14 protein-coding genes are annotated in these 12,741 nt (G+C 31.0%); 12 read left to right on the top strand and 2 right to left on the bottom strand.

From position 1 onward, the window contains the following. The first annotated feature begins 431 nt into the window (after nucleotides 1-431). From ACQRC6_RS02905 to ACQRC6_RS02850, 12 genes are all read left to right on the top strand, one after another. On the top strand, nucleotides 432-1,049 hold the full coding sequence (locus ACQRC6_RS02905; RefSeq protein ID WP_427847663.1) for an SAP domain-containing protein: 618 nt from the start codon (nucleotides 432-434) through the stop codon (nucleotides 1,047-1,049). Between the two features lie 123 nt (nucleotides 1,050-1,172). Further along, nucleotides 1,173-1,832, top strand: a complete 660-nt coding sequence (locus ACQRC6_RS02900; protein ID WP_427847662.1) for a DNA alkylation repair protein — start codon at nucleotides 1,173-1,175, stop codon at nucleotides 1,830-1,832. Between the two features lie 555 nt (nucleotides 1,833-2,387). Beyond that, nucleotides 2,388-2,906, top strand: coding sequence for a ClbS/DfsB family four-helix bundle protein (locus ACQRC6_RS02895; protein WP_427847661.1), 519 nt, complete (start codon nucleotides 2,388-2,390; stop codon nucleotides 2,904-2,906). A 191-nt stretch (nucleotides 2,907-3,097) separates the two neighbouring features. Continuing rightward, entirely contained in the window at nucleotides 3,098-3,757 is a 660-nt protein-coding gene (locus tag ACQRC6_RS02890; RefSeq protein WP_427847660.1) for a TetR/AcrR family transcriptional regulator, read from the top strand. A 267-nt stretch (nucleotides 3,758-4,024) separates the two neighbouring features. Further along, nucleotides 4,025-4,798: a cation:proton antiporter gene (locus ACQRC6_RS02885; RefSeq protein WP_427847659.1), complete on the top strand. Its 774-nt coding sequence runs from the start codon at nucleotides 4,025-4,027 to the stop codon at nucleotides 4,796-4,798. Next, nucleotides 4,774-5,187 carry a hypothetical protein gene (locus tag ACQRC6_RS02880; RefSeq protein WP_427847658.1) on the top strand — a complete coding sequence of 138 codons (414 nt, stop codon included), beginning with the start codon at nucleotides 4,774-4,776 and terminating at the stop codon, nucleotides 5,185-5,187. Before ACQRC6_RS02885 ends, ACQRC6_RS02880 begins: the two co-directional genes overlap by 25 nt. A gap of 116 nt (nucleotides 5,188-5,303) precedes the next feature. After that, nucleotides 5,304-5,789: a hotdog domain-containing protein gene (locus ACQRC6_RS02875; protein ID WP_427847657.1), complete on the top strand. Its 486-nt coding sequence runs from the start codon at nucleotides 5,304-5,306 to the stop codon at nucleotides 5,787-5,789. Between the two features lie 113 nt (nucleotides 5,790-5,902). Then, the gene (locus ACQRC6_RS02870) at nucleotides 5,903-7,126 is read left to right on the top strand and encodes an MFS transporter (RefSeq protein ID WP_427847656.1); all 1,224 of its coding nucleotides are present in this window, start codon (nucleotides 5,903-5,905) and stop codon (nucleotides 7,124-7,126) included. A 136-nt stretch (nucleotides 7,127-7,262) separates the two neighbouring features. Continuing rightward, a complete protein-coding gene (locus ACQRC6_RS02865) occupies nucleotides 7,263-8,861 on the top strand; it encodes a Na/Pi cotransporter family protein (RefSeq protein WP_427847655.1) in 1,599 nt (532 codons plus the stop codon). A gap of 295 nt (nucleotides 8,862-9,156) precedes the next feature. After that, a complete protein-coding gene (locus tag ACQRC6_RS02860; RefSeq protein WP_427847654.1) occupies nucleotides 9,157-9,822 on the top strand; it encodes a DUF4130 domain-containing protein in 666 nt (221 codons plus the stop codon). 29 nt (nucleotides 9,823-9,851) lie between these two features. Continuing rightward, nucleotides 9,852-10,508: a C39 family peptidase gene (locus ACQRC6_RS02855; RefSeq protein ID WP_427847653.1), complete on the top strand. Its 657-nt coding sequence runs from the start codon at nucleotides 9,852-9,854 to the stop codon at nucleotides 10,506-10,508. A gap of 38 nt (nucleotides 10,509-10,546) precedes the next feature. Next, nucleotides 10,547-11,242: a hypothetical protein gene (locus tag ACQRC6_RS02850; protein WP_427847652.1), complete on the top strand. Its 696-nt coding sequence runs from the start codon at nucleotides 10,547-10,549 to the stop codon at nucleotides 11,240-11,242. Nucleotides 11,243-11,277: 35 nt separating this feature from the next. On the opposite strand, the gene ACQRC6_RS02845 is transcribed toward ACQRC6_RS02850, so the two are convergent. Further along, nucleotides 11,278-11,802, bottom strand: coding sequence for a phosphatase PAP2 family protein (locus ACQRC6_RS02845; RefSeq protein ID WP_427847651.1), 525 nt, complete (start codon nucleotides 11,800-11,802; stop codon nucleotides 11,278-11,280). 1 nt (nucleotide 11,803) lies between these two features. Next, complete coding sequence (locus ACQRC6_RS02840; protein WP_427847650.1) at nucleotides 11,804-12,676, bottom strand: LysR family transcriptional regulator; 873 nt, start codon at nucleotides 12,674-12,676, stop codon at nucleotides 11,804-11,806. Nucleotides 12,677-12,741: the final 65 nt, after the last annotated feature.

The raw sequence follows: 12,741 nt of genomic DNA, 5'->3' as shown, positions 1-12,741 counted from the left end.
AAGATAAAAATAAGCAGAACAAAATTTTAACCCTGCAAACAAAATTCAGAAGAAGAAATTTCTTTTAGGTAATTAAGACTTAACCAATGAGTCAAGCAAGCGATGAGATTGATGACAATGGACAAGAGGGACCATGTAAATTATGACATTTGGCAAAAGCAAGACGATATCCAAACAACTGAAGGTAAAGTTTTTATCCAGTCCTTAGATGGATTAAGGATATATCTTCATACGAACAGCCAGCTGGAAATATAAGTCAGACAAAGAAAAATCCACAGAAAAGATTGACGGAGTTATAGCTATATGGTACTTGATAGGGCTATTAGAAGCAGAAATGATACCAGTGAATCTATTTATGATGACAGAAGACTAATTGTTTTTTAACTGGTATAATAAAAAATAGTTATATGAGATGTTATGAAGGTGATTATATGAGAGAAAGCAGACCAGATTTTAAAGATATAAAAACATTTGAAGAATTTAATACATATTATTGGTTTCGAGAAGAACTTTCACAAATTTGTAAATCTCTTGGACTAGAGTGCAGTGGCACAAAAAAGGAACTGAATCATGTTATAGAAGAATATTTCAAAGGCAATAAAATAGAGAAATCTTCAAGGAAAGTAAATAAGAAAAAAATAGACGTAATAACTCTAGATACTTCATTACTTGAATGTGGATTTTCATTCAATCAAAAATTTCGAAACTATTTTTCAGAAATAACGGAAACTAGATGCTTTAAATTTAATGCTGATATGGCAACGGCTTGGCGAAAAGTAAAAAGAAAGAACGATGAAAATTTTACCATTAAAGATATGTTAGATGTTTATTATAGAGAGTCAGACTATGCCAAGTATGATAATTCAGCTTGTCAGTGGAATCAATTTCTAAAAGATTTTTGTACAGATGAATTTAGTAATAATTATTCTAATAAATTAAAGGTTGCAGCTATACTCTGGAAAGAAATTAGAAATTCAAAAAATGAAAAAATTTATTCAAGGGAACTTCTAAAAGAATACGGATACAAAATAGAGGATTACTGTAAGTAAACAGCTTTTATTTTGTATAACTGAGACCTTTTAACCGTAACTCCTACTTATTGTTAAAAATTATATATCTGTTACCTTATAGTTAATATATGACTTGGCAATAAATTGAAGAGGATAGGAAATATGAATAAGTATAGAAGCATCGAAGAGCAATTTGAAAAACATCGTAATGAAATAAAAGCTATTTCAATGTCAAAATACATGAGAAATAAATTTTTATTTTTTGGTATTGCAACTCCTGAAAGGAGAAAAATCTATAATGAATTCTTGAAAATTGAAAAGAAAAATGGAGTTGTAGATTGGAATTTTTTATTTCAATGCTATAAGAATGAGTATAGAGAGTTTCAGTATCTTGTGTATGATTACTTACTTAAAATGAGAGAGTTTTTATTTTATGAAGATATTTCAAAAATCAGGGAATTAATAATAGCTAAATCTTGGTGGGATACAATAGATTTTCTTGCACAGGTGATTGGTAACATAGCAATTAAGGATGAAAGGGTGCATCAATTAATGTTAGAGTGGTCAAGTGAAGAAAATATATGGATAAAAAGAACGGCAATAGAATATCAGTTGAGATTGAAAGAAAAAACGAATACTAGAATTCTAGAAAATATTATAATTAATAGTCTGAATACAGATGAATTTTTTATAAACAAAGCGATTGGATGGGCACTAAGAGAGTACTCAAAGACAAATCGGGAGTGGGTAATTAGTTTTATACAAGAACAACAAGATAAAATGGACATATTAAGCGTTAAAGAAGCGAGCAAGTATCTTTAAAATTAGAACCAATAATGAGTTTGATTATAATAATTTATGATGATATCAAATATAAGAGCATTTATTAATTGAGATATTCAGGAAGTCTGGAATATGGTAATTGACGTAGAAAATTGCCACTTGTGCAGAGATTAAAAAAGCGGTAGAGTGATAAGACTTGTTTTATAATAAACTATTTAAGGATAGCCCTACATATTGTTAAAAGGTTCATGTATATTTTTATATATACGGATAGATTTAGTTGATATACTTAGGAGCAGTCAATTCACGTGGGAAGTAGAAATTACTGCGTTGTTAGTAAAAGACACTAGTAAATAACAAAAACTCATAAATAAAATAGTAGGTTAAAATTATGAAAAATTAAAAGAAAACACAAACTCATCAGTGATAAAGGAGATAAAAAAGCTACCATAGGTGCATAGGCATTGCTACTGGATTATAAGTTCGTGTATAATATTAATTCTTGAGCGGCATTATTGCTTTTCGCAAGTTATCAATGATAAAATAGGCTTAATTAAATCAAGTTATATAAATTAAAAGTTTTAGAGGTGAATTTTGCGCGTATATGAAAATAAAGAGGAACTCAAAGCTGAAATAAATAAGACCTTTCAAAAATATATTTCAGAATTTGATGACATTCCAGAAAATTTAAAAGATAAGAGAGTTAATGAAGTTGACAGAACTCCAGCGGAAAATCTTGCTTATCAAGTAGGCTGGACGACTTTAGTTCTTAAATGGGAAGAAGATGAAAGAAAGGGCATTCAAGTAAAGACACCTTCCGATAAATTCAAATGGAATCAATTAGGCGAGTTATATCAGCATTTCACAGATACTTACGCTCATTTATCTCTACAAGAGTTAAAAGCCAAATTAAATGAAAATATTAATTCTATTTATGAGATGATTGATCTATTAAGCGAGGAAGAATTATTTAAACCACATATGCGAAAGTGGGCTGATGAAGCGACTAAAACAGCAGTATGGGAAGTATATAAGTTTATTCATGTTAATACTGTTGCACCCTTTGGAACATTTAGAACAAAAATAAGAAAATGGAAGAAGATAGCCTTATAATTACTGTTATTTAACTCAAAAATTAAATATCATGTTATAAATGGCAACATTACAGTAAATCAATAGGTTTACTGTTTTTTATTGCTAAAAATTAAATAGAAAGGACAGAGAGTTTAAATTTTAGTTATTGACTATGTGGTCCATATTTTACTATAATAGACCATGTAGTCAATAATACCAAGGAGGTAAAGATGAAAAAACAAGAAAAGACTCAGAAAACTAAGGAGCGTATTATTGCTGCTGCACTTAAAGAATTTGGTAGTAAAAGTTATTATAGAGCATCAGTTAATAGCATCTGTGAAGTAGGAAAGATTTCCAAAGGATTGATTTATCACAATTTTAAGGGAAAGGATGAGCTGTACTTGCTTTGCGTAAAAGCTTGCTATGATGAATTGACAGCGACTTTGAAAGCACAACCTTTTGAAATTAAAAGTGCTAAAGATGGATTGCAAAATTTCCTCATGATTAGACAAAAATTTTTTCAAGACAACCCACAGTATGCCAATATTTTTTTTAATGCAGTCTTACAACCTCCAAAACATTTAACTCATGAACTTGCCCAGTTGCGCAGTGGTTTTGATGAATATTTCAGTAAGTATTATCTTGACCTTTTGGATTGTCTTACATTGCGAGATGGGATTACAAAAGAGATGGCATTGGAATACTTTTTAGGTGTTAGTGAAATGTTCAATAGATATTTTCAAAAAAAATCAGAACAAAATGGCGACTATCGAGAACTCATCAATGACCACGAGGGAAGATTGTCTGCAATTTTTGACATTATACTCTATGGTGTCGCAAAGGAACCAAAAGAAAAAAATCCTAAAGATAAAAAATTGAAATCGGAGTAAGTTTACTTTTATATAGTAATTATTGGTATTAAGCAAATATTGAACTAATATAAAAATTTTTTAGAATCTTTAACAAGTATTTTGAAAGATACTTTTCAATAAAAAGAGGAAATAAGAATGGATTTGTTATTCAAGTCATTAATAAAAAAAAGGAGCAGCATATGCACTCCCTTCAGAAAGGTCAGGTGAAACAAAATGATTATATTATTTTTTAGGCTATTACTCACAACAGGGATTGCTTTTCTTGTGGGTAAGGTTGTTTCAAAATTGAAATTGCCATCAATATTGGGATGGTTGATTGCTGGAATGTTTTTAGGACCTCATGCACTCTCACTTATGAATCAAACACTTTTAGATGCTCAGTGGTATCAGACAATGAATCACATTCTTGAATGTGGTGTTGGTTTAATGATTGGGACTGAACTTGTTTGGGACAAAATAAAAGAGTCTGGGAAGGCTATTGTAATAACTACATTGACACAATCCTTGGGCACATTTTTAATTGTATCAATGGTTTTTAGCATAGTATTCTACAAAGCGAATATCCCAATATATTTGGCATTCATTTTTGGAGGAATTGCACTTGCAACAGCACCAGCTCCAGCCTTATCAATTGTACGAAAATTTAATACAAAAGGACCAGTTAACGAAGCCTTAATCCCCATGGCAGCCTTAGATGATATTGTAGGTTGTATAGTCTTTTTCACGACTATTGCAATAGTTGCAGGCAATCTTTCTGCCAGCGATTTACCAGCATACATGATTACTCTTATTGTAATACTGCCTTTGCTTATAGGCATTGTAACAGGTTTGTTAGCTGGATTAGTATTGAAAAAAGAGCGAAGCAAATCTTCTACATTGATTTTGTTGATTGCCATGATTATAGTAGCATCTTCTGATGGATTTATTTTTAATATATTGATTTTGCCTCGACCTGTTTTAAATTTTATGCTAATCGGCATGGCATTTTCCGCAACCTTTTCCAATATGGTTTCAAAAAACGTCTTGTACAGATCATGCATAGCTTTAGCCCTATTTTAAGCATCTCCATGATTGTTGTAACTCTAAACTTAGGAGCACCTTTAGATTACCACTTGATTCTTGGAGCTGGTTTATTTACTGTAATTTATATTATAGCAAGAGCAGCAGGAAAATATTTTGGAGCATATTTTGGAGCGAGCATTACAAAATGTCCTGAAACTGTAAAGAAATATCTTGGCTTAACACTTTTGCCACACTCTGGCGTTTCCTTGGTATTTACTGGTATTGCCGTTTCAGTTTTAGCTACGCCAGCTCCAAAGTGTTCAAAAATTGTTCAAGGAACCATTGCAGCAGCAGCCGTAATTAACGAAATTATTGCAGTAATAACTGCAAAAAAAGGATTCCAATGGGCAGGAGAATTGAGTAATACAAAGATCGAGAGTAAGTAGTTATTAGACAAATAATGAGTTATTTTTAAAGTTTATCCTAATTATAATTAGAAAGATGAATTATAATTTTTGAAGTGATATAATTTCTATATAAAATCATAATTAAGGAGAATAAAATGAATAAAGAAAATAAAAATATTGCCATTCAAGAAACTTATGGCGAAAGATTCCAATACTGTTGGGGTTGCGGTCCTAAAAATCACGAAGGTATGCACCTAAAATCTTATCCATCTGAAGATGGAAGTAAGTGTATCGCAAAGGTTACTCCAGATTCTGTATATACTGGTGGCGTTCCTGCAAATCTTTTTGGAGGAATGATTGCAATGATCTTCGATTGTCACGGAACTGCATCTGCTGCATGGTTTAAACATCACGATTTAGGGCTTGAACTTACTAAAGACACGGTGATAGGTCGCTTCATTACAGCAAGACTTGAAGTTGATTTCAAAAAGCCAACTCCAATGGACGAGGAAGTTATAGTTACAGCAACTGCCGAAGAAATTGGCGAAAGAAAAGTCATTGTAAACATGGTAATGGAAGCTGCTGGAGAAGTTCGTGCAAAGGCAAGGATGGTTGCCGTTGGAGTAAAGGACAATATGTAGCTTAAAGATGATGTTGTGGATAAAAATTATTCTGCAACATCATTTTTATTTTTTGAAATAAATTTACAATATGATGATATAATAATAAAATAAAAGCTTTTGGGGAGATTATTTTGAAGAAAAAAAGAATTTCTACTGCCATGTTATTTATAATTTTATTTGGCATTGTTAGTTTATTTTCAGACATGACACATGAAGGAGCATCAAGCATTAGAGGAGCTTATCTTACTGTACTTGGCGCATCGGCAGGTACCATTGGTTTTATTTCGGGGCTTGGCGAATTAGTTGGCTATTCCATGATATATGTCTTTGGAAAAATTACTGACAAAACTAAAAAATATTGGCCAATGGTAATTTTTGGTTACGTGCTAGATATCTTGGCTGTTCCTGCTCTTGCACTTGTGGGCGAAAGTGGTTGGGTTGCTGCATCGCTTTTACTTGTGGTGCAAAGAATGGGTAAGGCAATAAAAAAACCAGCTAAAGATACCATTATGTCCTTTGCAGCATCACAAGAGGGAGTGGGAAAGTCCTTTGGCATACAAGAGATGCTAGATCAAATTGGAGCATTTCTAGGTCCAGTTCTTTTATATTTAGTGATGTTATTTAAAACAGAGGGCAGCACCTTTGAAATTTATAGAACTTGTTTTGCATTTTTGGCAATTCCCGGTTTTATTACAATTCTCTTTTTATTTTATACGAAGATGAAATTTCCAAACCCAGAGCATTTTGAACCACAGTCAAAAGAGGAAGAACCCTTTAAAATGAAAAAGTCCTTTATATATTATATTGCAGGAATTTCTTTTTTTGCCTTTGGTTTTATCGACTACTCAATAATAATTATGCACATAACAAAAAATTTCACATCAGTAGCAGGGAACTTCCAAGAAACATCAAATATAATTAACAGCGGAACAATTCCACTACTTTATGCAGGAGCAATGCTTGTAGATGCCATTGCGGCACTGATTTTTGGCCATATATACGACAAAAATGGAGTAAAGGCACTAGTGATTTCCACAATTATTTCTGCACCTTTTTCAATTTTTATCTTTGGATTTAAAAGTCTTCCAGCACTTTTATTTGGCTTAGTCCTTTGGGGAATTGGCATGGGTGCACAAGAATCAATTTTAAAGGCAGCAGTAACTTCCATGGTTCCAAAAGAAAATAGAGCCACTGGCTATGGGATTTTTGAATGCTCCTTTGGATTTTTCTGGTTCTTGGGTTCATGGTTACTTGGAGTAATGTATAGCATATCCATTCCTACTATGATAATTATTTCTATGTCTGCACAACTTCTCGCCCTTCCACTTTATTTAAAAGTTGCAAAGACAAAATAATTTTAGACGATAGATCGTCCTTTTATTGCATTAACACTCAAAGATTTTTACTTAATATTTACATTTTTATTACTTTGTCTTTAAAAAAATCAAATTATATTGTAAGATTAAATTGAATAAAAAATTGGGAGGAATTATGTCAATTAACTACTTTATCGAACTATTGGGAGGGCTTGCTTTATTTCTCTATGGTATGGAAATGATGAGCAGCGGCTTGGAACTAGTTGCAGGCGACAGACTTCGTGTTGTCATAGAGAAAATGACATCGAGTTTTTTAAAGGCAATACTAGTAGGAACCTTTGTAACAGCAATAATTCAGTCCTCTTCCGCCACTACGGTAATGGTCGTGGGTTTTGTAAATGCTGGACTCATGACAATTTATCAAGCAGTTGGAATTATAATGGGAGCAAACATTGGTACAACTATAACTGGACAATTAGTTGCACTAAATATTTCCACAATAGCACCTATAATTGCCTTTGTTGGATTCTTATTAAATACATTTTCAAAAAATAAAAAGAAAAAATACATTGGTCAAGCAATAATAGGACTGGGATTTTTGTTTATGGGAATGCAATTTATGAGTAAATCCATGGAACCACTGCGAGAATATCCTGGATTTGTAACACTAATGACAAAATTTGACAATCCAATACTTGGCGTACTTGCTGGTACGATTATCACTGCAATAATTCAGTCATCATCAGCATCACTTGGTATTTTGCAGGCAATAGCAAATCAGGGAGTAATACCACTTCAATCATCAATGTATATAATCTTTGGATTTAACATTGGTACTTGTATTACATCCGTTTTGTCATCAGTTGGCTCTTCTAAAAATGCCAAAAGAACAGCATTAGTCCACGTGCTATTTAATATTATTGGGACAATAATATTCGTAACATTATCCTTTATCATACCTATTGATAAAATAATAATGAATTTTTCAAGAGATTTGCCAGCAGCACAAATTGCCAACTTGCACACAGCCTTTAACGTGGCGACTACACTTATGCTTTTCCCCTTCTCTAAAAAACTTGCAGACCTATCCTTTAAGCTCATCCCTGGTATAGACAAGGAACAAGAAGAAATGTCCCTACAATATATAAACAAAAATATTGTCAAAGACGCACCAGCAACTTTCACTGATGTAAAAGCAGAAATAAAAAGACTCCTTGAAATTTGCAACGAAAACTACAAAAACTCAGTATCATTACTTAGCAAATTTGACGAAGAAATATACGATAAAATATTTAGACAAGAAGAAGTAATAAATTATTTAAATAAAGAAATTTCAGTCTTTATAATTGACTCCCTTGGACTTGCAATGAATGAAACCACTTCAGCAAACTTTGCAGCATATCTAAGGATATCCAGAGATATGGAAAGAATTGGAGACCACTCCAAAAATATAGCCGAAGTTGCCAAATTAAAAGAAGACCAAAAACTTGAATTTACAGACAAAACCTTTGAAGAATTAAAAGAAATAAATGAATTAATCGAGAAGATGTTTAACTCAGCAATTTCAGAATTAGACAAAGGCGAAAGAGTCGCCTTCTTGCGTGAATCCAACGAATTAGTGCAAAAAGAAGCCTCTCAATTTAGAAACAATCATATGCTTAGGATGAGAGAAAAAATTTGCAACCCTGAAAGTGGACTTTTATACGAAAAAACACTTGCAGCAATGGAGAGAATTTCATCTTACATTTCCAACGCAGGGAAACTTGCAATTTAATACTTTTAAAGATCTGCTCATAGAAGCAGATTTTTTATTGGAAATTTATAAAAAAATAAAAAACAGAAGAAAGAAAAATTATTTCAACATAAAAATATATGTTTACAAAACAAAGGTTTTAATGATACAATTACCTTGACAGCATAAATCCATTGAAAGCCAAAGACATTATTGAGGCGACAAAATATAAATAGCTTTTACGACAAATAAAATTAAAATTAAAAATATAATATTAGATAATTTGGAAAATTTATAGCAATCATAATTTAATTATATGCGAGGTAGAGAGGTAAATATGATATATGTATATGACGGAAGTTTCCAAGGACTTCTCACAGTAATTTTTCATTCTTACAAAGTTTTAGAAGAAGTAGAAGACATAGTCAAAAGTAGGGAAAGATACCCTAACAAAGACAAAATAGAATGCAAAACAGAAATAGACAAGGCAAGACGTGTAAAAAATTCCATAATAAAAAATTTTTCCTATTCCTTTTACAGAAACATCTTTATGGTATTTTCAGCAAACAGTGGAAAAAAAGAAATTGCCATAGCAAAGACCTTGAAAAAATTATATGTAAAGGGATTTTATTACATTGAAAGCGACGACGAATACATAGCCTTATTTAGAAAAATATTAAAAAAAGTTTCAGAAGAAATCAAAACCTACAAAGACCACCTATACTTTGACAAAAAAGAGGGCTTTCTATTTGCAAAATTTAGCCCAGAAAACAATATTTTGTACCACATCTTTAACCATTTCAAAAAAAAATTTACAAATACAAAATTTATAATAGCAGACACAGGGCGAAATCAAGCAGTATTTTATGACGGAATTAGGGCAGAATTTTTTGATTATGAAATGCAAGAAAATTTTAAAATAGAAGACAATTATGTAACACTATGGCAAATTTTTAACGACGTAATAGCCTCCAGAGAAGAAAAAGAAAGTTTTTGGACATAAAAACACAAAATACAAATTGAGAAAGTTTTATGAAAAATCATAAAGCTTTTTTAATGCAAAGTGGGTATATAAAAATCGGAGGGAAAAATGGAAAAAATAGAATTGCAAATCTAAAAGAATATATAGAAAAAAATTATCCCAAAGCAGCTTTATTAGAGTTGAGAGAAATAGAAATGCAAAACTTTTTGCAGAGAGATTTTGAAGAAAGAAGCAATAATTGCACAATCACAAGCCTGACACGAATTATAAAATATTACTTTAAAGACCTCGACAAATTTGAAATTTACGCAGAAATCTTTGAAATAGCAAAGAAAAATGGCTACTTCAAAAACATTGGCACACTACCCTTTTTCATATCACATATAGCAAACACATATTTTAGAAAAAACAAAATGAAATTAAAATCAAGGGGCATATATATAGGCAACTTTTATTCCCATGTAAAAAATCAAATAGATAATCTAAACCCAGTTCTCATGAACCTTGGCAGTGGATATTATAAAAGACATTCCTTAGTCATCTTTGGATATTCAATATATAAATTTAAGAAAATAAAAATAAAAATATTGCACGTCTATGACGGCTGGCACAAAACACCATCCTACATAGACTACAGCGACTTAAAAGGCTTGAAAAACTTTCCTATTTTTTCTTACAATATTTTTAACATTGACTTATCCTCCTGAATATAATAAAGTTTATGTCTAAAGAAAAAGGTGATGTAATGGAGAGAAATTATTTGAAATTTTTAGTGTCTGAATTAATCTTTGTAAAAGAAGACACAATAATAAATTTAATCCCAAAAACTTACGAAAAATATAATGAAATATTTGGCGAATTGGAAATTTATGTAGATAAATTAAACTTAAACATTAGAAAACTTAGAAGAAATATAAAATTATTGGACAAATATTCGCCAGAAGACGCAAAAAACAAATCCCAAGAAGAATTTGAAAAAGAATTCAAAGAACTTGAAGAAGATGTCAAAGTAAAAACACAAGAAGAAGAAATAATAATCACAGACGAAAAGCGAAAAGAAATCGAGGACATATTTAGAGAAATAATCTTTTATTATAGCCCAGCCCTATACGAATTTCCAACAGAAGAATTTGAAAAGGCAAAAGAACATTTCAAAAATTGTAACGAAGAAGCACTATTGAACTTTTTAAAAAGAGAAAGACCAAGAGAACTGCCCATAAGTAATGAAAAATTACAGTTTATGAGAGATGATCTAGAGATAGAAATCTCAATGATGTTTGAGCGATTTCCACTAAATCAACTAGATATGTTAGAAGACAAAGAAGCCATAGATTTTAATTTAAACCGCCTAAAAAATGTCTACGAAGAATATCAAGAGATCTACGGAGGCCTTGGCGAAGAACTAAATATAAAAATTGCAGAAAAATATTCTACCCCGTAAAATACTACGGGGTTATTACCTTGGATTTAAAATTTTTAATTATTATATGATTTTTTTAAAAGTTTATTTGTACATTTTATTGACAATTTTCCAGCTGCTATTCCAATGATTATTCCAGCGATTATATCTGTTGGATAATGCACAAAGAGATACAATCTTGAAAAGGCAATGAGTGCTGCCAAAATAAGTGCAAGCACTCCTATTTTTTTGTTGTAAAAATAAATTACAGTTGCTGCTGCAAAGGATGATCCTGTGTGCCCTGATGGAAAAGAAAATCCTAGGGGTTTTTTTATCAAAAGATTTACATCAGCTATTGTAAAGGGTCTTGGTCTTGCTATTATTGGCTTTAAGATTAGTAGACCAATGACTGAAAATATAATTAGTGCTACTGCAAGGGTAAAGCCCTCTCTTTTTAATTTATTATTATTTTGAAAGAGCAAATATATTGCAGCAACAATCCAAATAAATCCTCCATTGCCCAAACTAGTTATAAAAATCATGAGATAATTTAAAACTGGGGTGTTAAGAGTTTGCAAACTTTCTAAAAATTTTATTTCCATACTATTTCATTCTAAATTTAATTTTTATGAAGTTTACAAAGTCCTTTAAATTATTTTTGAGAAAAGCGTCGCCGTGATAAACTAAGTAGTAAGTTCTTTTTATTGAGACATTTGAAATTTTATGCTTAATTATATCGTCGTCGCTAAAGGATGAACTTGCGCCTATGGAAAGTACATCACTATTTTTTACAATATTTAAAACCATGTCTTTATTTTGACAAATAAATTTTAAATCTATTGGAATATTTTTTTCACGAAGATAATTTAAAAACATTTTTTTAGAATAATCGTCTAAATCTTCAAGCACAAATTTTTTGTTTTTCAAATCTTCGGGTTCAAGTGTTTCTTTGTCTTTTATTTCGGAATTTTTAGAAGAAATTATAAAAATTTCATCTTCATAAAATGGCTCTGCTGAATTATTTTCAATTCCAGCCTCTCCCTCTATTATTGCAAGATTTATTATGCCGGAATTTAATTTTTCAATTATTTTTTCACGAGAGTCGACAAAAACTCTTATACTAACGTCCTCTTTATCTTTTTCATAGGCATCTACTATCTCTAGTAAAAATTTAGAGCTGAAGTTTGAGCTCACTCCTAGCTTAATATTGTGGGCGGTAGATGAACTTTGCAAAAAAATCAAAGTGTTTTCAAATTGTTCCAATATATTTAGGGCAAAATCATAAAGCCTTAAGCCAACATCAGTTATGTACAATTTTTTAGAAACCCTATCAAATAATCTAACATTATACTCATTTTCTATTAATGAAATTGCATGAGAAACAGTGGGCTGCGAAATTTCAAGATTTTTGGCAGCATTCGACATATTTTTCGTTTTTACAACTTCAATAAATATTTCCAAATCCCTTATAGTCATATTAGCCTCCTTTAAGCATATTTTATTATTATTCTTAATAAAATGCAAGACATATAGAAAAAAGG

Source organism: Peptoniphilus sp. SGI.035, assembly GCF_050315115.1.
GTDB lineage: Bacteria > Bacillota > Clostridia > Tissierellales > Peptoniphilaceae > Peptoniphilus_A.
The sequence above is the reverse complement of the archived record's forward strand: the minus strand, read 5'-3'. Positions and strand labels throughout refer to the sequence as shown.

Coding starts and splice junctions, on each gene's coding strand:
- ACQRC6_RS02905 (WP_427847663.1), top strand. CDS start 432: ATGAGAGAAAGCAGACCAGATTTTAAAGATATAAAAACATTTGAAGAA.
- ACQRC6_RS02900 (WP_427847662.1), top strand. CDS start 1,173: ATGAATAAGTATAGAAGCATCGAAGAGCAATTTGAAAAACATCGTAAT.
- ACQRC6_RS02890 (WP_427847660.1), top strand. CDS start 3,098: ATGAAAAAACAAGAAAAGACTCAGAAAACTAAGGAGCGTATTATTGCT.
- ACQRC6_RS02880 (WP_427847658.1), top strand. CDS start 4,774: ATGCATAGCTTTAGCCCTATTTTAAGCATCTCCATGATTGTTGTAACT.
- ACQRC6_RS02875 (WP_427847657.1), top strand. CDS start 5,304: ATGAATAAAGAAAATAAAAATATTGCCATTCAAGAAACTTATGGCGAA.
- ACQRC6_RS02865 (WP_427847655.1), top strand. CDS start 7,263: ATGTCAATTAACTACTTTATCGAACTATTGGGAGGGCTTGCTTTATTT.
- ACQRC6_RS02860 (WP_427847654.1), top strand. CDS start 9,157: ATGATATATGTATATGACGGAAGTTTCCAAGGACTTCTCACAGTAATT.
- ACQRC6_RS02855 (WP_427847653.1), top strand. CDS start 9,852: ATGAAAAATCATAAAGCTTTTTTAATGCAAAGTGGGTATATAAAAATC.
- ACQRC6_RS02850 (WP_427847652.1), top strand. CDS start 10,547: ATGGAGAGAAATTATTTGAAATTTTTAGTGTCTGAATTAATCTTTGTA.
- ACQRC6_RS02845 (WP_427847651.1), bottom strand. CDS start 11,802: ATGGAAATAAAATTTTTAGAAAGTTTGCAAACTCTTAACACCCCAGTT.
- ACQRC6_RS02840 (WP_427847650.1), bottom strand. CDS start 12,676: ATGACTATAAGGGATTTGGAAATATTTATTGAAGTTGTAAAAACGAAA.